The sequence below is a fragment of the Pseudomonas sp. B15(2017) genome, from assembly GCF_002113215.1.
In the GTDB taxonomy this organism is placed as follows: Bacteria; Pseudomonadota; Gammaproteobacteria; order Pseudomonadales; family Pseudomonadaceae; genus Aquipseudomonas.
This window is the reverse complement of sequence record NZ_NEJZ01000016.1, coordinates 17889-37684: the sequence shown is the minus strand read 5'-3', so window position 1 is coordinate 37684 and position 19796 is coordinate 17889. Positions and strand designations below refer to the sequence as shown.

The 19796-nt window shown below is 60.1% G+C and carries 23 protein-coding genes; 8 read left to right on the top strand and 15 right to left on the bottom strand.

Translation table 11 applies throughout. From position 1 onward, the window contains the following. The first annotated feature begins 66 nt into the window (after positions 1–66). A complete protein-coding gene (locus CAF73_RS21645) occupies positions 67–708 on the top strand; it encodes a hydrolase (protein WP_007956548.1) in 642 nt (213 codons plus the stop codon). A 147-nt stretch (positions 709–855) separates the two neighbouring features. Here the strand turns inward: CAF73_RS21645 and CAF73_RS21640 are convergent, their stop codons facing one another. Further along, the gene (locus tag CAF73_RS21640) at positions 856–2154 is read right to left on the bottom strand and encodes a mechanosensitive ion channel family protein (protein ID WP_085703792.1); all 1299 of its coding nucleotides are present in this window, start codon (positions 2152–2154) and stop codon (positions 856–858) included. 191 nt (positions 2155–2345) lie between these two features. Here CAF73_RS21640 and CAF73_RS21635 point away from each other — a divergent pair, with 191 nt between their 5' ends. Further along, the gene (locus CAF73_RS21635; protein ID WP_085700656.1) at positions 2346–3686 is read left to right on the top strand and encodes a DEAD/DEAH box helicase; all 1341 of its coding nucleotides are present in this window, start codon (positions 2346–2348) and stop codon (positions 3684–3686) included. A gap of 61 nt (positions 3687–3747) precedes the next feature. On the opposite strand, the gene CAF73_RS21630 is transcribed toward CAF73_RS21635, so the two are convergent. From CAF73_RS21630 to CAF73_RS21615, 4 genes are all read right to left on the bottom strand, one after another. Further along, a complete protein-coding gene (locus tag CAF73_RS21630; RefSeq protein ID WP_085700657.1) occupies positions 3748–4347 on the bottom strand; it encodes a hypothetical protein in 600 nt (199 codons plus the stop codon). 12 nt (positions 4348–4359) lie between these two features. Then, positions 4360–4944 carry a papain-like cysteine protease family protein gene (locus tag CAF73_RS21625; RefSeq protein ID WP_085700658.1) on the bottom strand — a complete coding sequence of 195 codons (585 nt, stop codon included), beginning with the start codon at positions 4942–4944 and terminating at the stop codon, positions 4360–4362. Positions 4945–5193: 249 nt separating this feature from the next. Further along, positions 5194–5469, bottom strand: coding sequence for a hypothetical protein (locus tag CAF73_RS21620; protein ID WP_085703791.1), 276 nt, complete (start codon positions 5467–5469; stop codon positions 5194–5196). An 80-nt stretch (positions 5470–5549) separates the two neighbouring features. Further along, positions 5550–6284, bottom strand: coding sequence for a thioredoxin family protein (locus CAF73_RS21615; RefSeq protein ID WP_085703790.1), 735 nt, complete (start codon positions 6282–6284; stop codon positions 5550–5552). A 176-nt stretch (positions 6285–6460) separates the two neighbouring features. On the opposite strand from CAF73_RS21615, the gene CAF73_RS21610 reads away from it, so the two are divergent. Beyond that, positions 6461–6853: a transcriptional regulator gene (locus CAF73_RS21610; RefSeq protein WP_085700661.1), complete on the top strand. Its 393-nt coding sequence runs from the start codon at positions 6461–6463 to the stop codon at positions 6851–6853. A 54-nt stretch (positions 6854–6907) separates the two neighbouring features. Here the strand turns inward: CAF73_RS21610 and CAF73_RS21605 are convergent, their stop codons facing one another. The 3 genes from CAF73_RS21605 to CAF73_RS21595 all read right to left on the bottom strand — a co-directional run bounded on the left by CAF73_RS21605 (position 6908) and on the right by CAF73_RS21595 (position 8975). Then, positions 6908–7777: a DUF6279 family lipoprotein gene (locus CAF73_RS21605; RefSeq protein WP_085700662.1), complete on the bottom strand. Its 870-nt coding sequence runs from the start codon at positions 7775–7777 to the stop codon at positions 6908–6910. A gap of 77 nt (positions 7778–7854) precedes the next feature. Next, on the bottom strand, positions 7855–8571 hold the full coding sequence (locus CAF73_RS21600; RefSeq protein ID WP_085703789.1) for a TorF family putative porin: 717 nt from the start codon (positions 8569–8571) through the stop codon (positions 7855–7857). A gap of 215 nt (positions 8572–8786) precedes the next feature. Next, positions 8787–8975 carry a hypothetical protein gene (locus tag CAF73_RS21595; RefSeq protein ID WP_016985943.1) on the bottom strand — a complete coding sequence of 63 codons (189 nt, stop codon included), beginning with the start codon at positions 8973–8975 and terminating at the stop codon, positions 8787–8789. Positions 8976–9326: 351 nt separating this feature from the next. Here CAF73_RS21595 and CAF73_RS21590 point away from each other — a divergent pair, with 351 nt between their 5' ends. From CAF73_RS21590 to CAF73_RS21580, 3 genes are all read left to right on the top strand, one after another. Further along, positions 9327–10163, top strand: coding sequence for a S1 RNA-binding domain-containing protein (locus CAF73_RS21590; RefSeq protein WP_085700664.1), 837 nt, complete (start codon positions 9327–9329; stop codon positions 10161–10163). A 45-nt stretch (positions 10164–10208) separates the two neighbouring features. After that, positions 10209–10613, top strand: a complete 405-nt coding sequence (locus tag CAF73_RS21585) for a DUF2177 family protein (RefSeq protein ID WP_085703847.1) — start codon at positions 10209–10211, stop codon at positions 10611–10613. Positions 10614–10830: 217 nt separating this feature from the next. Beyond that, positions 10831–11763, top strand: coding sequence for a DMT family transporter (locus tag CAF73_RS21580; protein WP_085703788.1), 933 nt, complete (start codon positions 10831–10833; stop codon positions 11761–11763). Here CAF73_RS21580 and CAF73_RS21575 read toward each other — a convergent pair. Next, on the bottom strand, positions 11708–12889 hold the full coding sequence (locus tag CAF73_RS21575) for an MFS transporter (protein WP_085703787.1): 1182 nt from the start codon (positions 12887–12889) through the stop codon (positions 11708–11710). The genes CAF73_RS21580 and CAF73_RS21575 overlap by 56 nt on opposite strands. A 104-nt stretch (positions 12890–12993) precedes the next feature. Between CAF73_RS21575 and CAF73_RS21570 the strand changes: the two genes are divergently transcribed. After that, a complete protein-coding gene (locus tag CAF73_RS21570; RefSeq protein WP_085703786.1) occupies positions 12994–13887 on the top strand; it encodes a LysR family transcriptional regulator in 894 nt (297 codons plus the stop codon). Positions 13888–14029: 142 nt separating this feature from the next. Further along, complete coding sequence (locus tag CAF73_RS30530) at positions 14030–14158, top strand: PA1414 family protein (protein ID WP_003184145.1); 129 nt, start codon at positions 14030–14032, stop codon at positions 14156–14158. A gap of 95 nt (positions 14159–14253) precedes the next feature. Here the strand turns inward: CAF73_RS30530 and CAF73_RS21565 are convergent, their stop codons facing one another. The 6 genes from CAF73_RS21565 to speB all read right to left on the bottom strand — a co-directional run bounded on the left by CAF73_RS21565 (position 14254) and on the right by speB (position 19765). Beyond that, entirely contained in the window at positions 14254–14502 is a 249-nt protein-coding gene (locus tag CAF73_RS21565) for a hypothetical protein (RefSeq protein WP_007956577.1), read from the bottom strand. Between the two features lie 44 nt (positions 14503–14546). After that, positions 14547–15272 carry an MBL fold metallo-hydrolase gene (locus CAF73_RS21560; protein WP_085703785.1) on the bottom strand — a complete coding sequence of 242 codons (726 nt, stop codon included), beginning with the start codon at positions 15270–15272 and terminating at the stop codon, positions 14547–14549. An 84-nt stretch (positions 15273–15356) separates the two neighbouring features. Then, positions 15357–16736, bottom strand: a complete 1380-nt coding sequence (locus CAF73_RS21555) for a sodium:solute symporter (protein WP_085700669.1) — start codon at positions 16734–16736, stop codon at positions 15357–15359. A 79-nt stretch (positions 16737–16815) separates the two neighbouring features. Further along, positions 16816–18327: a cytosine permease gene (locus tag CAF73_RS21550; RefSeq protein WP_011332981.1), complete on the bottom strand. Its 1512-nt coding sequence runs from the start codon at positions 18325–18327 to the stop codon at positions 16816–16818. Between the two features lie 54 nt (positions 18328–18381). Continuing rightward, positions 18382–18804, bottom strand: a complete 423-nt coding sequence (locus tag CAF73_RS21545) for a nuclear transport factor 2 family protein (RefSeq protein ID WP_085683062.1) — start codon at positions 18802–18804, stop codon at positions 18382–18384. 10 nt (positions 18805–18814) lie between these two features. Continuing rightward, complete coding sequence (speB, locus tag CAF73_RS21540; protein ID WP_007956591.1) at positions 18815–19765, bottom strand: agmatinase; 951 nt, start codon at positions 19763–19765, stop codon at positions 18815–18817. Positions 19766–19796 lie beyond the last annotated feature (31 nt).

The following is a 19796-nucleotide window of genomic DNA, read 5'->3' as shown; positions in this document are numbered from 1 at the left end:
GGCAAAACGCCTCGACTCACCCAATACCCAATCGAAACTTTGAATCGACATCAAAAGGAACGCGCCATGTCTATCCGTGAACTGCTCAACCCAACCAACTCCGCCCTGATCCTGATCGACCACCAGCCACAAATGGCTTTCGGCGTGCAGTCGATCGACCGTCAGACCTTGAAGAACAACACCGTCGGCCTGGCCAAGGCAGCGAAGATCTTCAACGTACCGACCATCTACACCTCGGTCGAAACCGAAAGCTTCAGCGGCTACATCTGGCCTGAACTGCTGGCGGTACACCCGGAGCAGAAGCCGATCGAGCGCACCTCGATGAACTCCTGGGAAGACAAGGCGCTGGTTGACGCCGTGAAGGCCACCGGGCGCAAGAAGCTGATCATCGCCGCGTTGTGGACCGAGGTCTGCCTGACCTTCCCGGCCCTGGAAGCCCTGGCCGAAGGTTACGAGGTGTACATCGTCACCGACGCGTCCGGCGGTACCACCAAAGAAGCTCATGACATGTCGGTACAGCGGATGATTCAGGCCGGTGCAGTGCCGGTGACTTGGCAGCAAGTGTTGCTCGAGTACCAGCGTGACTGGGCGCACAAAGACACTTATCAAGCGGTGATGGACCTGGTGCTGGAACACAGCGGCGCGTACGGCATGGGCGTCGATTACGCCTACACCATGGTGCACAAGGCACCGCAACGGCAGGCCTGACAAGTCGGCATTTCGAAATAGATGCAGTACTTGTGGGAGCGACGGTGCGACGATTCGACTTGCTCGCGAAGGCGGTGGTTCAGTCAGTGATGAAGTGACTGATACTCCCTCATCGCGAGCAAGCTCGCTCCCACAGGTTTTGTGGCTTTACATCAGATGTTTTTCGGCTTGTGGAGTGTGGCTTGCGCCAAGGACTGCCGGCAATATCCCGGAACGCAAATCCCCGCCGCTCGGCTGCTGATAGAGGCTCAATCCAAACTCCGGCAGCACCGCCAGCAGGTAATCGAAGATATCCCCCTGGATCCGCTCGTAATCGGCCCACACCGTGGTGGTGGTAAAGCAGTAGATTTCCAGCGGAATGCCCTGGGCCGTGGTCTGCATTTGGCGGACCATGCAGGTCATGTTCGGCTGGATCTCCGGATGACTCTTCAGATAGGCCAGCGCGTAGGCGCGGAAGGTGCCGATGTTGGTCATGCGCCGGCGGTTGGCCGACATTGCCGCGACGTTGCCCTGCGCTTCGTTCCAGGCCTTGAGCTCGGCTTTCTTGCGGCCCATGTACGCGGTCAGCAGGTGCACCTGGGAGAGTTTTTCTTCTTCATCGTCGCGGATGAAGCGCACACCGCTGGCGTCGATGAACAGGCTGCGTTTGATCCGTCGCCCACCCGACTGCTGCATGCCGCGCCAGTTTCTGAACGACTCGGACATCAGGCGCCAGGTCGGGATCGAGACGATGGTCTTGTCGAAGTTCTGCACCTTGACCGTGTGCAGCGTGATATCCACCACATCGCCATCGGCGCCGACCTGCGGCATTTCGATCCAGTCGCCGACCCGCAGCATGTCGTTGCTGGTCAGTTGCACGCTGGCGACGAATGACAGCAGGGTGTCCTTGTAGACCAACAGGATCACCGCCGACATTGCACCCAGACCCGACAGCAACAACAGCGGCGAACGGTCGATCAGGGTAGCGACGATGATGATCGCGCCGAACACGTACAGAACCATTTTCGCCAGTTGCACATAACCCTTGATCGAGCGGGTGCGTGCGTGTTCGGTGCGTGCGTAGATATCCAGCAGGGCGTTGAGCAACGCGCTGACCGACAGCAGCAGGAACAGAATGGTGAACGCCAGCGCCACGTTGCCGAGGAACACTGTGGCGGTCTTGCTCAGCTCCGGCACCAGGCGCAGGCCGAACTGGATCACCAGCGACGGCGTCATCTGCGCCAGACGCTGAAACACCTTGTTATGCCGAAAGTCGTTGATCCAGTGAAGCGCGGGCTGGCGACCGAGCATGCGGCTGGCGTGCAGGATCAGGTAGCGCGCCACTCGTCCGAGGATGAGCGCGATCACCAGCAGCAGAATCAAAGCCAGGCCGGCGTGCAGGAGCGGGTGCTGTTCGAGGGTACCCCAGAGGTCTTGGGCGTTGAGCCAGAGCTGTTTGAAATCCATGAGAGAGAAGATTCTTCTGTAAGACACGACGGGGGATTAGAGCATTTAAGACACTGTGTATTACCGTTGGAGACAAATCGAGCAACAAAAAAGCCACGGATTACAGCGTATTTCATAAAGAAACTCGGCCTGAGCGCTCGAAACCGGTAACCTATGCAGCTGATTTTTTGCATATCTTCGAGGTAGCACCCGTGTTTTCCCAATTCGCCCTGCACGAACGCCTGCTCAAAGCCGTGGCCGAGCTGAAATTTGTCGAGCCAACGCCTGTGCAAGCCGCGGCCATTCCGCTGGCGCTTCAGGGGCGTGACCTGCGGGTGACGGCACAAACCGGTAGTGGCAAGACAGCCGCTTTCGTCCTGCCGATCCTCAACCGCCTGATCGGCCCGGCCAAGATCCGCGTCAGTATCAAGACCCTGATCCTGCTGCCGACCCGCGAGCTGGCCCAGCAGACCCTGAAGGAAGTCGAGCGCTTTTCGCAGTTCACTTTCATCAAGTCCGGCCTGATCACCGGCGGTGAAGACTTCAAGGTCCAGGCCGCCATGCTGCGCAAGGTGCCGGACATCCTGATCGGCACCCCGGGCCGGTTGATCGAGCAACTGAACGCCGGCAACCTCGACCTCAAGGAAGTCGAAGTGCTGGTGCTCGACGAAGCCGACCGCATGCTCGACATGGGTTTCGCCGAAGACGTGCAGCGTCTGGTCGACGAATGCCCGAACCGTCAGCAGACCATGCTGTTCTCCGCCACCACCGGTGGTTCCGGCCTGCGCGAGATGATCGCCAAGGTGCTGAACAATCCTGAGCACCTGCAGCTCAACGCGGTCAGCCAGCTGAACGACACCACCCGTCAGCAGATCATCACCGCCGACCACAACCAGCACAAAGAACAGATAGTGAACTGGCTGCTGGCCAACGAGACCTACCAGAAGGCCATCGTCTTCACCAACACCCGGGCCATGGCCGACCGCATCTATGGTCGCCTCGTCGCTCAGGAATACAAGGCGTTCGTGCTGCACGGCGAGAAAGACCAGAAGGATCGCAAACTGGCGATCGACCGTCTGAAGCAGGGCGGCGTGAAGATTCTGGTGGCCACCGATGTGGCGGCCCGTGGTCTGGACGTTGACGGTCTGGATCTGGTGATCAACTTCGACATGCCACGCAGCGGTGACGAATACGTGCACCGCATCGGTCGTACCGGCCGTGCCGGCAACGACGGTCTGGCGATCTCGCTGATCTGCCATGGCGACTGGAACCTGATGTCGAGCATCGAGCGCTATCTGAAGCAGAGCTTCGAGCGCCGCACCATCAAGGAAGTCAAAGGCACCTACGGTGGGCCGAAAAAGGTCAAGGCCTCGGGCAAAGCCGTCGGCGTCAAGAAGAAAAAGACCGACGCCAAGGGTGACAAGAAGAAAACCGCCGCCAAGACCCCGACCAAGCGCAAGAGCGCCAACCGTCCAAAGCCGGACTCTCTGGTGAGCAGCGACGGCATGGCCCCGCTGAAGCGTCGCAAGCCGACAGCGCCGGCGGCTGAATAAGCCGTTTCAGGCACGCAAAGAAAAACCCGGACATGGTCCGGGTTTTTATTGCCAGCGTTTATCAACTACCCAGCAGACCAGTGGTGTCGGCATCAAAGCGCCGCTTGGCCTGATCGGCTGCCGGTTTGAGCTGAGCGAGCAGGGCGGCCTCGCTGTACAGCCCGGTCAGTGCCAGTTCCTTGGGGGTTGGCTCGATCGGGATCAGCACGTCTTCGCCCGCCGCGTGCAGCCAGATCGCCACGAGGTGCAGCGCCGACACAAACAGCATCCGCAGTTCGACGGTTTTGCCCTGCAGTTGCGGCGATTGCTCCGCCAGTTTCAGCGCATCCACCGTGGCGCTCGCCAGGTTACCGTGGTTCAACGAGGCAAACTCGACGTGACCGCGTACTTCGGCCAATTGCGCATCGGCAATCGACACCCCGCCGGAAAACACCAGGTAATGCCAGTCACCCACTCGCGCTTGCTTCAGGCCTTTGCCCTGGCTCAAGTCGTCCAGGCTGAGCGAATAGCCGCGATAGGCTTCGCTGAGGCTGATCCCGGCGGGCGCAGCACTGGCGAACTGGCGATTGACGCCAAAACCCTGGGTCTGCAACGCAGCCTGCAGCACCGGACGCAATGTCTGCACGCCGTTGGAAGGCGCCTTTGGATAAGTCAGTTGCATGATGTCGCCCTCCTAATTTTTTGCCGTGAAGTAAGTGTGGGTCCAGTTGCCGCCGCCGTTGTAGGAACCGGGGAACGAGTTCAGTGCGCGGGTCGAATAGCCGTAGATCGAGTCCGCGACCAGCACGTAGTTGCCATTGGTGCCATAGATTGTCAGGAAGTGCGCACCGCCGCCGTACCAGGCACAGCGCAGGCCGATCGGGCGGCCCATATTGATCTGGTTCTGAATGGCCGACATCTGCAGCGAACCCGAATTCATGCCGTTGAAACTGCGGGTGATCTTCAGCGCAACGTCCAGATAGCCGTACACGTTGCACGGCCCCGGCTGATTGCAGCAATTGCGATCCAGCGCGGCGCTGGCAACGGCGCATTGGGTCCAGGACCCGGTGCCGTAATAATTGCCGACCGAGGCGGAAGCGGCGGCCCAGCACCAGTTGGTCCGGGTTTGTTGCTGCATCGTGAAGTTCAGGCTGGCGGCCGCCAGATCGCGTTGTTGTAAAGCCGTTTCGACCTCGACCAGTTGCGGGTCGAGCAGATGGCCGATCAGACATTCGGGCAGGGTATTGCCGGTGAATGCCGTTGTTTCAGTGGTTAACATTTTTCAATCCTCCATGAATGAAAACAAACGTTCCGCATTTGCGGGGATAACGGTATTGCCGAGCAATCGGTGTTCAACGGTTGCCATCTCCGATGGCGGGTTCCGATCAGGCTCGGGGTAACCCTAGGTCTGAATATGCATTTATGCAAATAACAAAATGCACTAATGCAAATTCCGAGCGAAAGGAAGCAGGCTTTGGTATCGATTTAGCCTGATCGATGCCAAAGCCTGCCGTTGTCTGAGCGGGTGTTACCCCTCGCTTTTCTTCTCGGCCGAACCCAGTTCCTTCAAGCGCTGATCGATCAACTGGCATTTGTCCGGCAGATCGGCGGAGGCCGTGCCCAGGTCCATTTTCTGCAACTCGGCGTTGATTTCCTTGGCCTTGGTCGGGTTTTGCTCGGTGAGCTTCGCGACTTCCTGGGCCAGTTGTTCGCGTTTGGCGGTGGCTTCTTCCGGCGTACAGGCCCAGACGGGCAGGGCGCAGGCGAGCGTGGCGGCGAGAGTGAGTTTGAGCAGGATTTTCATGGGGGCAGGCCTCAGTTCCGGTTAAGGCGGGTTAACCGGTTGAGGGCTGTCACCCGTGAAAAGTTCAGTGTGTTTGGGGCTCAGTCACCTTGGCAGCAACTGGATTTTGCTGCCCCGTCATACCGGTCATGATGCCGCACCCACTCCATGATTTCGTCCTCATTCCGGCCTTTGGGCGTGAGGTCGAGGTAGTTGTAGGCGCCGACCAGCATGTCCAGCCCTCGCGCGTAGGTTGAGTAAGTGTGGAAAATCTCGCCGTTGTCGGCGCGATAAAACACGCTGAGCCCGGGCATTTCTTCCTCGACGCTGTCGGTCTTTTCGTAGTTGTACGTAGCCTTGCCTGCTTCAACATCTTCAGCGCGGGCGCACACGCCAAAGTCGTAGTTGAAATCGCAACCGTCCGACGACACCCAGTCGAACTTCCAGCCCATCCGCCGCTTGAACGCCTGGAATTCGGCGAACGGTGCGTGGGACACCGCCACCAGCGCAATGTCGTGATGGGCCAGGTGCAGGTTGGCGCCGTCGATGTGGTCGCTGAGGAATGAACAGCCCGGGCAGCCTTCTTCCCAGCCCTTGGCGAACATGAAGTGGTAGACGACGAGCTGGCTGTGTTTGCCGAACAGATCCGCGAGCTTTATTTCGCCGTTCGGTCCCATGAAGCGGTAATCCTTGTCGACCTTCACCCAGGGCAGGGCGCGGCGTTTGGCGCTGAGGCGGTCGCGTTCCCTGGTAAAGGCTTTTTCATCGGCCAGATGCTGCTTGCGGGCGGCGAGCCATTCTTCGCGCGATACCACCGGATGATTCTCAACGTTCATGATGATTTCTCCTGCGGGGTTGAAGCCGTCTGTCTCAGACTAGTCGTTCAACACGCCGGGGAATCGACAGACCGCCGGTCGGTCGGGGCGCCGAATAATCCTGAACGGTGGCGCAACGCTCCGGTCACAACCTGTGAACGCGCCAAAAAATCACGCGCACCGGAGGTTGAATCAGGATGACGACTTATAACTGGGATTTGATTGAACGCCTGCTGCATGAAGTGCAGAACGGCGCGGGCCACAGCTTTGCGCCACGGTCTTTTGCCGAAGACTACGCGGCGGAAAAAGCGGCGGCGGGCCAGCCGATCGAGAATCTGGATCACCTGAAAACGCTGGCCTGCGACTATGAGCAACTGCTGCTGTTGCGCGGTTACATCCAGCCCCGTGGCGATGACGAAGGCAGCACCGGCAATAACTTCAGCCTGACCCCGCGCGGCTCCAGCCTGCTGAGCCTGATCGACAGCAGCATTCCCGGCAATGATCATCCGCGTGAAGTGCTGGATGACCAAGAAGATGCGCTGGATGAACTGACGTTCGATGAGGTCGCTTCCAAGGCGCAGATTGCCTGAGGCTTTGTACAAAAAGTGGGAGCGAACTTGCTCGCTCCCACTTTCTGCGGCGTCTCAGCTCTTCTGCGCAGCCTTCAGGCACTTCAAATCATTGAAGTCCTTGCGCACCCCCTCGATCTTTTTCAACAGGCGCTGCCTTTGCTGCGGCGTACTGTCAGCCATCAGATCGACGAACAGCGAACGGGCCTGCGCCTCGGTATTGGCGTAGGCCTTTTGGTAATCCGTTGTCCATAAACGCTCACGATTGACCAGAAGCGTCTCGATCCGCTGTGGGAATTCAGGACTTTTGCGTTGCGCCACCGCCGCGCTGAACTGCTTCTGCCAATGGGCGCGGTTGGCGATCCACTGAGTATTCTGATCGCCCAGTGCAGTTGACCAGGCCATCACGCGTTGCTCTTGAGCAGGACTCAACGGGCCGAGCCAGTCGTTGAGACGCTTGTCCATGCGCGCGCCACGTTCGGCAATCTGCTGCGACAGCGGCGGTTTGAGATATTCCTTCTGGCGCTTTTGCAGGTCCTTGGCGAAGGCATCGTTCATCTCGGCAACTTGCCGGTCGTCCAGCCCTTGCAGCAATTCAATCGCCGACGGGGTGATTTCCCGGGCGGTTTCGGCGATCGCCTGCTTGGCTTCTTCGGTACGGGCCTGGAGGGCGTCGTCGGTGACCTGATTGGTCTCGACCATGGTTTGCAGGCGATCGAGCCAGTCGAGATAACCCGGCAACTGCGTGGTGCAGTGCCAGCTCAAATGTTCCTTGAGGCGCTCGTTGAACCAGCCTTTCTGCTCGCCGTTCATGTCCAGGTAGTCGCTGAGCGTCCACGGAATGATCACGTCGAGATTGCGATAGGCCAGCCCGACACGGCTGCAGGCACCGAGTGCGAGGGTCAGGATCAGTAGAACGGCGAGGCGTTTGAACCAGCTAGACATGGGCGAGTCCTTGCGAAAGCCAGCCTTGAGGGTCTGATTCTCATGTGAACGCAGGATGGACCCGGCAGTTCAGCCAATCAATAGAACGCGCGTTCGGCCTTGAGCGTGACCAGCCCGTCGCACTGACTGTTATGCCCGGAATAGGCTGAGCAGTCGCTGCCGCTGAGGCTGGAGTTGCTGTAGATGAGGTCAAGGTCGATGCCCATGAACGGGCGGGAAAATTTCACCGACCAATCGGTAAAACTGCTGACATAACCCCCGTCAACCGAGACCGGCGTGTTGAGCTGATGGGTGGTGTATTTCATGCTGATCCCGATGCCGAACGGCTCATTGCCGCCGAGGTCGGCAAACAGGGTGTTGTTCTGTTTATCCGGATCGTTGCTCAGGGCGATGCCGATCCGGCTGCCGAGCAGGGTCAGGCCACCGAACAATTCCTGGCTGTCGAGGGTGTCGACCTTGGGATAGCTGTAATGGATCATCCCGACTTCGTAGCCGAGGGTCTGATCGAAAGGTTGTTTAAAGCCGATGTAGGAATCGATTTCGAGATTCTTCCCCGGCGTGAGACCCATGCTCGGTGCGTACTGGCCGACATACAGGCCACTGTCGTGGCTCAGGTCCAGGCCGCCGTGAAACGAGCCGACCGCCGAAGGTTTGACCAGCCCCTGAGCCATGCTGCGGCTGGGCGTGGTGCCGAGCTTGAGGTCGAAATCGCCGAGCTCACGCTGGAAAATCTGCGCGTGCGCCGCAGGGCTCGCCAGCAGGCCTACAAGTAATAAACAGGAATATTTGAACATGCGTCACTCCGTGAGCAGCGAGCGCAGGGCGGATAAACCTGCTGAAACGCTTGATCCAGACGCGTGCAAGGATACCGGCGAATGATCGGCATCGATGGCCGTTCGTCGATTTCTGTAGTTTTGAATGTTTGGTTAAACGCCAGAGAGTTCTTGCGAGGGATCCGGTCCAGACGCTTCGAAGCTCAAAGCGCCTTTGGACTGGTGTGCTGCGGGGGTTACTTCTTGCCCAGGCTGATCTGCTTGGACGGGCCGAACGTCTGGCCGCTGACGCCCTTGGCAATTTGCTGGATCTCGCCGCCGGACTTGAGGAATGCAGCGATCTGATCGTTGATCGATTCGCTGGTTTCAACGGCTGGAGCTGGCTTTGCTTTGCTGGTGGATGCTTTTACACGCATGGCGGCCATTAACCTGTAGAAAAGTAACTCGGCCAGGCATCGTACAGGAATAAGTTGACAATTGCTTGGTAAATATCCCCCGGAATAACCCAGCGGGCAGGTGGATTATTCTTGATTAATTATTCGAAATATCCCGCTAACCCGCTGTTTTAAATAACAACATTTATTCGATGTGAGGATGCCGCGCTACGTCGGGACCAGGCGAAAGCCGCCACGCTGGCCTGACGAATGGCACATGTGCGGCGCGAAATCCAGGAAAATCAAGGCTTCCCACGGATTTTCATTCGGTCCTCCGATCTGGCGACCAACGAACCCGGCAAAACCGGGTAGAATGCCGCCCACGCAATGAGGGTATTGGAAATGGCTTTAGTCGGGCGTTACAACAGTTTGCAAGTGGTTAAACACACTAACTTCGGTTTATATCTGGACGGCGGTGCCGACGGCGAAATTCTTTTGCCCAACCGTTATATCCCTAAAGATATTCCCAGCGAAGATGAAGACTGGCTCAATGTTTTTGTTTATCTGGACAGCGATGACAAACTTATTGCCACCACTGAAAAACCAAAAGTTCAGGTCGGTGAATTTGCCAGTTTGAAAGTTGTTGAAGTCAACAGCATCGGCGTGTTCCTCGACTGGGGTCTGCCGAAGGATCTGCTGCTGCCTTACTCCGAAGAAAAACGCCAGATGACCGCTGGCGAGTACTGCGTGGTGCACGTCTACCTCGACAAGCACACCCGCCGCATCACCGCCACCGCGCGCCTGGATCGTTATCTGGACAAGACCCCGGCCAATTACAGCGTGGGCCAGGAAGTTGATCTGCTGGTGGCCGAAGCCACCGACATGGGTTTCAAGGCAGTCATCAACAACAAGCATTGGGGGCTGATTCACAAGAACGAAATCTTCAAGTTCATGCGTTCCGGCATGCGCGAGAAAGGTTTCATCAAGGAAGTGCGTGCCGACGGCAAGATCAGCCTGAGCCTGCAACCGGTAGGGCAGGAAGCGGCCAGCAGCCTGAGTTCGAAGATCCTCGCCAAGTTGCGCGAAAGCAACGGCACCCTGGCCGTCAGCGACAAGAGCGATCCGGCGCTGATCAGCAGCCTGTTCGGTGTCAGCAAGGGCAACTTCAAAAAGGCCATCGGTTCCTTGTACAAGGAAGGCAAGATCGTCATTCACGCCGATCGCATTGAACTAACCTGAGTCTCCCGTGGCCCATGTTGCATGGGCTTACTCGAGGTCGGGCAGATGAAAAAAGCACTGATTGCCTACGTCGCCACGCTGCTGACGTTTCTTTTGCTCGACGGGCTCTGGCTCGGTGTGTTGATGGCGCCGACCTATCGCGAACTGCTCGGTTCGCTGATGCTCGATAAACCGTTGCTGGTGCCGGCAACGGTTTTTTATTGCCTGTACGTTTTCGGCTGTGTGGTGTTTGTGGTGATGCCGTCGCTGACCTGGCAACGCGCCGCCCGGATGGGGGCGCTGCTAGGGGTGGTCGCTTATGGCACTTACGACCTGACCAACTGGGCGACGCTGCGCGGCTGGTCGGCGCAGGTGTCGCTGATGGATTGGGCCTGGGGGACGTTTGCCACGGCGCTGGCTTGTTCGGTCGGATTTGTTGTGGCTGGCCGGTTTGGCAGATCAACCCGCTGATTTTTGGTTGTTTGAACTGACGCCTTGCCAGCGATTGACGGTGCAGCCGTCAGCCATTCGCCGCTGACGTTGCAGGAGCATCAGATGTCTTTTCCAGACGGCTTTTTCTGGCTGACTGGTTAATAATTCACTCACTATTTTTCGCCCCGGACGAAGAGCCGGGGCTTTGTTTGACCATTGGAAAAACTGCCATGTCTTGTGTGTTCGAGGTGTCGAGGTGAGCGTCAGTCGGCGCAGTGCCGACGGTTTTGCCCTGCAAGTGATGATCGGCCTGTGCCTGATCTGGGGCGTACAGCAGGTGATGATCAAGTGGGCGGCGACCGACATTGCGCCGGTGATGCAGGCGGCGGGGCGATCGGGGATTTCCGCATTGCTGGTAGGACTGTTGATCTGCTGGAAGGGTGGCTGGGATCAGGTCGGCACGACCTGGCGCGGCGGCTTGCTGGCCGGTGCCTTGTTCGGGCTCGAGTTCCTGTTCATCTCCGAAGGCTTGCAGTTGACCACCGCCGCGCACATGTCGGTGTTCCTCTATACCGCGCCGATCTTCACCGCGCTTGGCGTGCATTTCCTGTTGCCCAGCGAGCGTCTGCGGCCGGTGCAATGGCTGGGGATTTTCCTCGCGTTCGTCGGCATTGCCATCGCGTTTGCCGGCGGTGTGTCGTGGGCCAACCTCGACCGCCGCATGTTGATGGGCGATGCCCTCGGCGTGCTGGCCGGCGCCAGTTGGGGCGCGACCACTGTGGTGGTGCGCGCCTCGCGTCTGTCGGAGGCTCCGGTGACGCTGACCCTGTTCTATCAACTGATCGTCGGTTTCATCGGTCTGTTGCTGATTGCGCTGCTCAGCGGCCAGATCACCCACGTCAGCCTGACCGTCGTGGCGGTGGGCAGCGTGCTGTTTCAGGGCCTGGTCGTGTCGTTCTTCAGTTACCTGACCTGGTTCTGGTTACTGCGCCGTTATCTGGCGGCCAACCTCGCGGTGTTTTCCTTCATGACGCCGTTGTTCGGCGTGACCTTCGGCGTGGTGTTGCTCGGCGAAGAACTGAGCCTGAACTTCATCATCGGCGCCGTGCTGGTGCTGCTCGGCATCACCTTCGTCAGCGCGGAACAGTGGGTGCGTCGGCGTTTGCGCAAAGCCCTCGGTCAGCCGTAATCGATTTGCACGCCAGACCGCCGGCAATCAACAGGCCGCTGCCGGCGATCACCAGCGCCGGTTGCAGGCCACCGCTGAAATGGCTGCTGAGCGCCGCCAGCAACGGCCCGCTGAGTTGGCCGACGGCGAAGCACGCGGTGAGCAGGCCGGCGTTGCGCTGGGTGGCGTGGGGCGCCAGTTCCCGGGAGCGTTGCATCACCAGTTGCATGCAGGCCAGGAACGGCGTGCCGCACAGGATCACGCCCAATGCCAGGCCGAGGCCACTGCCCAGCAGGCAAGCGAAAACCCCTGCAGCCTGCAGCCACAACGTCGCCATCAACCAGTGCCGGGTGGTGTCTGGATCATGCCGACGCAAACTCACCAGCAAAACCCCGATCGCAGCGGCGAGGCCGAAGCACGGCCAGAACAGATCGGCCTGCCATTGCCCGTGAAACTGCGCGTTGGCCATCTGCGACAGAAACGTGGCCGGAATGATGTAGCCCACACCATACAAGGCATACACCACCGCCAAGCGCCCGATGCCGCGATTCGACGAATTCACGGCGGTCGGTGCGGTCGGCACACCGACGCCCGGTTGCGGCAGGATCCGCACGATCGCCAGCAACATCCCCAGCGCCACAGCAGCGTAAATCAGCCACAGAGTCGCGGAAGTCTGCTGCGCCAGATGTGAGAACAGAGCCAGCAGTCCCGTCAGAAAAATCCCCAGCCCGGGCCCGGCAAACACCAGCGCTCCCAGACGCGGACGACCTGTGGCCGCAGCCAGCGGCTGACTCAACGCAGTAATCATCACCAGCACCCAGGCGCTCGCCACTCCGGTGCCGAAGCGCAGCAGCAGGTGCGACCAGAAACCGTTGGCCCAGAACGACGCCAGCGTCAGCAGCACGCACAACCACAGACCGCCGTGCAGGCGACGCTGGACCTGATCCGGCCGGCGGGAAAACATCGCATCCACCGCACCAAGCAAATAGCCGAGGTAGTTGGCTGCCGCAATCAGACCGGCGGCGGTCAGGTCGATCTGGCCTTCGCTGAGCAGGTGCGGCAATTGCGGGGTGAGGGCGAAACGCCCGATGCCCATGGCCATCATCAGGGCGATGAAGCAGGCGGATAAGCGAATCAGCGGGGACATGGTCTGAATTCCGTTGGTGGTTCAATGACCGTCAGGCTAGGACTGATTGACTTTCTTTAAAATTGAATAATAGTGAGCAACTTGTTCTGTTCAGGAGAAAGGTTGTGGAGTTCAGCCAATTGCGGATCTTTCAGGCCGTGGCGCAGGAGGGCTCGATCACCCGCGCCGCCGAACGTTTGCACCGCGTGCCGTCGAACCTGTCGACCCGGCTTAAGCAGTTGGAGGAGCAACTGGGTGTCGAATTGTTCGTCCGTGAGCGTCAGCGTTTGCAGTTGTCGCCTGCAGGAAAAGTCCTGCTGGACTACACCGGCAAACTGTTCGCCTTGCGCGATCAGGCCAGTGCGGCGGTGATGGGCGGGCAACCTGCGGGGGATTTCGTGCTCGGCACGTTGTACAGCACGGCAGCGATTCATCTGCCGGCGTTGCTGGCGCGCTATCACAAACAGTATCCGGCGGTGAATCTTCAGGTGCAGTCCGGGCCCAGTGGTGAATTGCTCGAAGGCCTGCTCACCGGACGCCTCGACGCCGCACTGGTGGACGGCCCGCCGCAACTGGCCGGGATCGACGGTGTGCCTTTGTGTAATGAGCGGCTGGTGCTGATCAGCGAGGCCGATCACCCGCCGGTGCGCAGCGCCAGGGATGTTGAAGGGCGGGCGGTGTTTACCTTTCGCCATGGCTGCGCCTATCGCGCGCGGCTGGAAGCGTGGTTCGCCCACTATCAGGCGGCGATGGGCCGGGCGATGGAGATCGAGTCCTATCAGGGCATGCTCGCCTGCGTGATTGCCGGCAGTGGCGTGGCGCTGATGTCGGAGTCGATGCTCGCCAGCCTGCCGGGGCGCGAAAGCGTGGCGGTGCATCCGCTGGCCGAGCCTTTTGCCAGTGCGACAACATGGCTGATGTGGCGGCGGGGCATGGTTGGGGCCAACCTCAATGCGTGGATCGAACAGCAGCAGGCGCTCTATCCCGTGGCTGGCGAAGACGTGCGGGAAACGGCTTGAACGAACGGTCAGGGATTTGGATCAATTCAGTAACAGATCATTGCGGATTTGGCCGAGCATTGCGTAGGACTTCGGACTATTATCAGTGCGAAGCGGCCTCAGAATTCCGGACGCTCAGCACCACCCTGAAGGGGGCATGACGATGAAAGAGAAAATTCAAAACTGGCTGCACGATTTGGGTGTTGCCCTCGGCTTGATCGAACCGCCTCTGCAACCGGTCCCGATTCGCACCGATGACGAACAGCGTCGGCGTCAGCCACGTCGGCGGTAATGCCCCGCTTTGAAGGATCAAAGGATTTAAACGACAGAAGATCGCACCCGGTCGCCATTCCATGGAGTGGCGACCGGGTGCGATCTTTTGTTTTTTCAGTGACGCCCGATTTCCATCAGAAACCGGCTCAGGTCATTCGCGGTTTTCGCGGTCTTGAGCATCCGGTCCTCTTCGGCGGTGAAGGCCGTCAGTCCGAATTCATCTTCCAGATGGAAGATCAGATCCTCGATATCCGCTTTTTCCAGCCCCAGCTGCGCGAGGCTGGTGTTGTCGTCGAATTCACGATTTTCCAGCAGGCGCAGGATGAACCGGTGCACGGCAGCACGCACGGCAGCTCTTCTCATGGCAGATATTTATGGTTGTTGGTCTGACTGGAGTACAGCAGGCCTCAGGCGTGTCGGCGCAACCATTCGTCAATCATCGAACGTAAGCGCTCTCCCGAGAAACTGCCGAAGTGCCCGCCGTGCACCGTGCGGATCTTCAACGCCTGCAGGCGTCGCAGGCTGGCGGCGTAGTCGTCGAGGTTGGAGTGGTAGGCGTCTTCGATCAGCTGGCCGTCGTAAATGATGTCGCCGCTGAACAGGGTTTCCGTGGCCGCTTCGTAGAGGCTGATCCCGCCCGGTGAATGCCCCGGCGTGTGCAGCACCTGCAACGTGCGATTGCCGAGGTCCAGCACATCGCCTTCCTCGACAAACCCGGTAGCGGGCGCTGCCTTGACCCGGTATTCGGCGTAGCACAACGGGCAATCCGGGTGCGCTTCGAACATGTCATCGCCGACGAAGGCCCGGCTCAGATCGTTCTCGCCATTAGGCGCTGCCAGAATGTTCGCCTCGGCGGGATGCACCAGCCGTTCGGCAAACTCGTGATGCCCGGCGATGTGGTCGAAATGGCAGTGACTGGCCACCGCCACCAGCGGCCGCTCGGTCAGCCATGGCAGTTGCTCGCGCAGGCTGACCAGCCCGGAACCGCTGTCGAGCAGCAGATCCTTGTCCCGACCCTGAACATGCCACAGGTTGCAGCGATAGAACGGGCGGATGTACGGCTCGTGAATCAGCCGAATGCCGTCACTCAGGGTTTGCACTTCGAACCACTGATCGCGAGAAACAATCTTCATCAAGCATTTTCTCCAGACGAAAAAAACGGGTGTGGCAACCGACGCCACACCCGCCGAAGAAAGCATCAAGTCGTTGTGTTCAGCTTAGATCGCGCTGGCCACCGCGTTTGGGCGACGGGACATCAGGCTGACCACCACAAAACTCACCAGACCCACAGCCAGGCTGTAGTAGATCGGCGTGTTGGCGTCCAGGCCGTCCTTGAACATGAACAGCAGGGCGGTGGCGAAACCCAGACCCATGCTGGCGATGGCGCCGGCGGTGGTTGCGCGTTTCCAGAAGATTGCACCGATCAGCGGGATCAGCATGCCGCCCACCAACAGGTTGTAAGCGAGGGTCAGGGCGCTGATCACGTCGTTGACCACCAGCGCGATGGCCAGGACCACGGCACCGGTCAGCAGGGTGAACAGGCGGTTCACACCCAGGCTCGACTGTTTGCCGCCACGCAGTTTCGGCAGCAGGTCTTCGGTCAGGGTAGTGGCCGCGGCGAGCAGGCCGGCGCTGGCGGTGGACATCATCGCGGCCAGGGCAGCGGCGATCACCAGGCCACGGATACCGTCCGGCAGCGACAGTTTGACGATCGCGGCGAAGGCGTTGTTGACGTTGTCCAGATCCGGAATCAGTACGTGTGCCGCCATGCCGATCAGAGCACAGGCCAGACCGTAGAGAATGCAGTAGATGCCCGCGAGGCTACCGGCGTACTGAGCCACTTTTTCGTTCTTGACGGTGAACACCCGTTGCCAGATGTCCTGACCGATCAGGATGCCGAAGAAGTAGATCATGAAGTAGGTGATGATCGTGTCCCAGCCGATGGTGGTGAAGTTGAACGCCGTCGCCGGCAGTTTCAGCACCAGCTCATCCCAGCCGCCGACGCGGTACAGGCAGATTGGCAGAAGGATGAACATCAGGCCGACAGTCTTGATGATGAACTGGACGATGTCGGTCAGGGTCAGCGACCACATGCCGCCGATGGCCGAGTACACCACCACCACGCCACCGCCGAGCAGCACCGAGACCCAGAACGGCAGGCCGAACAGCACTTGCAGCACGGTGCCGATGGCGAGGATCGAGGTCACGCCGATCATCAGCGCGTAGGCCAGCATGATCGCCGCGCTCGCCGAGCGGGCCATCGGGTTGTAGCGTTTTTCCAGCACCTGGGTAACGGTGTAGATCTTCAGTTTCAGCAGCGGCTTGGCCAGGAACAGGTTCAGCGCCACGATGCCGCAACCCAGTGCCGCGCACAGCCAGAAACCGGAGATGCCGTGCACGTAGCCCAGACGCACGGTGCCGACGGTGGACGCGCCACCGAGAACGGTCGCGGCCATGGTGCCCATGTACAGGCTCGGGCCGAGGTTACGTCCGGCGACGAGGAAGTCCTCGTTGGTCTTGGCCTTGCGCATGCCGAAGTAGCCGAGCAAGAGCATGCCGGCCGCGTAGATGAGGACGACGAATAAATCCAAAGCCATGATGGCGTGTCTCCGATTGTCTTTTTTATGAGGTGGAACACTGTGGGAGAAGGCTGACTCCCACAGGCGATTCGTTTCTTCAGGCGGCCTGACGCAGCGCCGCTTCAGCCGGCGCATGGGCGCCTTTGCTCCGGGGATCCTTCGGGCCGTAGACCAGCGCCGGTTCCGGGAACAGGCTCAGCAGCATCAGGTACATCACCGAGGCCAGGCCCAGGGTCACCAGCAGGCTGATGTCGATGCCGCCGGCCAGTTCACCCAGCGGGCCGACGAACTGCCCCGGCAGGTTGACGAAGCACAGGCCGACCGCCGCGCTCGGGATCCACGCGCCCAGACCGCGCCAGTTCCAGCCGTGGCTGAACCAGTAGCGTCCGCCTTGCTCGCCGCGCGTGAACACTTGCAGGTCGTCCGGGCAGTAGAAGCCGCGACGCACCACCAGGCCGATGATCATGATCACCATCCACGGGGTGGTGCAGGTGATGATCAGCACGGCGAAGGTCGACACGCTCTGCACCAGGTTCGCCGCGAAGCGCCCGATGAAGATGAAGGCGATCGACAGCACGCCGATCAGCAACGTCGCCTTGACCCGCGACAGCAGGCGCGGAAACACGCTCGACATGTCCAGCCCGGTGCCGTACAGCGACGTGGTGCCGGTGGACATGCCGCCGATCACCGCAATCAGGCACACCGGCAGGAAGAACCAGCTCGGCGACACCGCCAGCAGACCGCCGACGTAGTTGTTGGCCGCGATGTAGTCCGGCGCCTGGATCGCCACGATGGTCGCGGTGGTCAGGCCGAACAGGAACGGGATGAAGGTGGCGATCTGCGAGAAAATCACTGCCGCCATGATCCGCTGACGCGAAGTTTCACGCGGGATGTAGCGGGCCCAGTCGCCGAGGAACGCGCCGAAGGAAATCGGGTTGCTCATGGCCACCAGCGCGGCGCCGATGAACGCGGCCCAGAAGCCCGGCTGACCGAGGCTGACGGTGCCGGCGTAGTGCGAATCGAAGGGACCGGCGAAGGCGAAGATGCCCAGCAGGAACAGCAGGCTCGCGCTCCACACCGCGACCTTGTTCACCCACAGCAGGAAACGGAAGCCGTAGATGCACACGGTCAGCACCAGAATCGCGAACAGACCGTAGGCCAGGCCCAGGGTCAGGTCGGTTTCCGGCAGGCCGATCAGGCGTTTCGCACCACCGATCAACGCATCTCCCGAACTCCACACCGAGAGCGAGAAGAAGGCGATGGCGGTCAACAGCGACAGGAACGAACCGACGATCCGCCCGTGCACGCCGAAGTGCGCACCGGACGACACGGCATTGTTGGTGCCGTTGAGCGGACCGAACAGGCCCATCGGTGCGAGGATCAGCGAGCCGAGCAGCACGCCCGAAACAATCGCCCAGACGCCCGCCTGAAAGGACAGGCCGAATAGCACCGGGAAACTGCCGAGCACGGCGGTGGCAAAGGTATTCGCGCCGCCAAAGATCATGCGGAACAAGTCCACAGGACCGGCGGTGCGTTCGTTGTCCGGGATCTGTTCGACCCCGTGGGTTTCAATCTGCGTAAGGCTTTGGTCTTTGTTGTTGTTATTCATGATCTGCTCCGATCACAAAGGCGCGCTCATCGTGCGTGAGCGTCACCTGTTTGGCTAAGGGGGTGGCAGCCCTTCCGGCATTGCGGACAAATGTTCGTGGCAGGCCAGCCAATGGCCTTGTTGTTCTAGGCTCGACGCTTGTTTTCTGAAAACAATCGTCTCGCGCTCCTGGCTGAAGTGTTGCTCCCCTTGCATGCGCAGCTCGGTGGCCACGTCATGGATGAAAATCGCCACATCACCTTGCAGGCTGACGAAGGCGTTGCTCGAGGTGCACGACAGCACCTCGAAGCCATCCTCGGCGCGCCAGCTGTCCCACAACGCCTGATAGGCATCGCGCGACAGCAGGGGCTGTTCGAGGGTGTAGAACACGAAGCTCGCATCGGCGCTGAACGCGCCGAAGTAGGCTTCGCGATCGTTGCGGGCGAAGGCGGACACCAGATCGGCGGCCGCTTTCAGAACCTGATCACGTTCGTTCATGACCCGACCCTCAGCGGTGGACCACACCCGGCAGTACGCAGAGCATTTCGTACAGCAGGTTGGCGGCCAGCAGCGAGGTGTTGCCGGTGGTGTCATAAGCGGGCGAGACTTCTACCAGATCGCAGCCGATCAGGTCGAGGCCCTGACAGCCGCGAACGATTTCAATCGCCTGAATGGTCGTCAGACCACCGATTTCCGGGGTGCCGGTGCCAGGCGCCCAGGCCGGGTCGATGCCGTCGATGTCGAAGCTCAGGTACACCGGGCCGCCACCGACTTTCTCGCGCACTTCGGCCATCAGCGGTTCCAGCGACTTGTGCCAGCACTCTTCGGCCTGAACGACGCGGAAGCCCTGATCGCGGCTCCAGTTGAAGTCGTCAGCGGTATAGCCCTGCGCACGCAGACCAATCTGCACCACACGGTCGCAGTCCAGAAGACCTTCCTCGACGGCGCGACGGAAGGTCGTGCCGTGGGCGATCTTCTCGCCGAACATGTGATCGTTGACGTCAGCGTGAGCATCGATGTGCACCAGTCCGACCTTGCCGTGCTTTTTGTGGATGGCACGCAGGATCGGCAGGGTGATGGTGTGGTCGCCACCCAGGGTCATCGGGATCACGTTGTGCTCGAGGATGTTGTCGTAGGCTTCTTCGATGATGCGCACGGCGTCGAGCAGGTTGAAGGTGTTGATCGCCACGTCACCGATGTCGGCAACCGACAGCGAGTCGAACGGCGCAGCGCCGGTGGCCATGTTGTACGGGCGGATCATCACCGATTCGGTGCGGATGTCGCGCGGCCCGAAGCGGGTGCCGGGGCGCAGCGAAGTACCGATGTCCAGTGGCACGCCAACGAAGGCAGCGTCCAGGCCGGCAGCGGTCGGTACATGGGGGAGTCGGAGCATGGTGGCGATGCCGCCGAAGCGCGGCATTTCGTTGCCGCCCAGTGGTTGGTGAAGAATCTTGTCCACGGGTAGGGCCTCATCGTCTTTGTTTTATTTA

What these genes read in the sequence shown, in the direction of transcription:
- CAF73_RS21645 (WP_007956548.1), top strand. Translation starts at nt 67, where the DNA reads ATGTCTATCCGTGAACTGCTCAACCCAACCAACTCCGCCCTGATCCTG.
- CAF73_RS21640 (WP_085703792.1), bottom strand. Translation starts at nt 2,154, where the DNA reads ATGGATTTCAAACAGCTCTGGCTCAACGCCCAAGACCTCTGGGGTACC.
- CAF73_RS21630 (WP_085700657.1), bottom strand. Translation starts at nt 4,347, where the DNA reads ATGCAACTGACTTATCCAAAGGCGCCTTCCAACGGCGTGCAGACATTG.
- CAF73_RS21625 (WP_085700658.1), bottom strand. Translation starts at nt 4,944, where the DNA reads ATGTTAACCACTGAAACAACGGCATTCACCGGCAATACCCTGCCCGAA.
- CAF73_RS21620 (WP_085703791.1), bottom strand. Translation starts at nt 5,469, where the DNA reads ATGAAAATCCTGCTCAAACTCACTCTCGCCGCCACGCTCGCCTGCGCC.
- CAF73_RS21615 (WP_085703790.1), bottom strand. Translation starts at nt 6,284, where the DNA reads ATGAACGTTGAGAATCATCCGGTGGTATCGCGCGAAGAATGGCTCGCC.
- CAF73_RS21610 (WP_085700661.1), top strand. Translation starts at nt 6,461, where the DNA reads ATGACGACTTATAACTGGGATTTGATTGAACGCCTGCTGCATGAAGTG.
- CAF73_RS21605 (WP_085700662.1), bottom strand. Translation starts at nt 7,777, where the DNA reads ATGTCTAGCTGGTTCAAACGCCTCGCCGTTCTACTGATCCTGACCCTC.
- CAF73_RS21600 (WP_085703789.1), bottom strand. Translation starts at nt 8,571, where the DNA reads ATGTTCAAATATTCCTGTTTATTACTTGTAGGCCTGCTGGCGAGCCCT.
- CAF73_RS21595 (WP_016985943.1), bottom strand. Translation starts at nt 8,975, where the DNA reads ATGGCCGCCATGCGTGTAAAAGCATCCACCAGCAAAGCAAAGCCAGCT.
- CAF73_RS21590 (WP_085700664.1), top strand. Translation starts at nt 9,327, where the DNA reads ATGGCTTTAGTCGGGCGTTACAACAGTTTGCAAGTGGTTAAACACACT.
- CAF73_RS21585 (WP_085703847.1), top strand. Translation starts at nt 10,209, where the DNA reads ATGAAAAAAGCACTGATTGCCTACGTCGCCACGCTGCTGACGTTTCTT.
- CAF73_RS21575 (WP_085703787.1), bottom strand. Translation starts at nt 12,889, where the DNA reads ATGTCCCCGCTGATTCGCTTATCCGCCTGCTTCATCGCCCTGATGATG.
- CAF73_RS30530 (WP_003184145.1), top strand. Translation starts at nt 14,030, where the DNA reads ATGAAAGAGAAAATTCAAAACTGGCTGCACGATTTGGGTGTTGCCCTC.
- CAF73_RS21565 (WP_007956577.1), bottom strand. Translation starts at nt 14,502, where the DNA reads ATGAGAAGAGCTGCCGTGCGTGCTGCCGTGCACCGGTTCATCCTGCGC.
- CAF73_RS21560 (WP_085703785.1), bottom strand. Translation starts at nt 15,272, where the DNA reads ATGAAGATTGTTTCTCGCGATCAGTGGTTCGAAGTGCAAACCCTGAGT.
- CAF73_RS21555 (WP_085700669.1), bottom strand. Translation starts at nt 16,736, where the DNA reads ATGGCTTTGGATTTATTCGTCGTCCTCATCTACGCGGCCGGCATGCTC.
- CAF73_RS21550 (WP_011332981.1), bottom strand. Translation starts at nt 18,327, where the DNA reads ATGAATAACAACAACAAAGACCAAAGCCTTACGCAGATTGAAACCCAC.
- CAF73_RS21545 (WP_085683062.1), bottom strand. Translation starts at nt 18,804, where the DNA reads ATGAACGAACGTGATCAGGTTCTGAAAGCGGCCGCCGATCTGGTGTCC.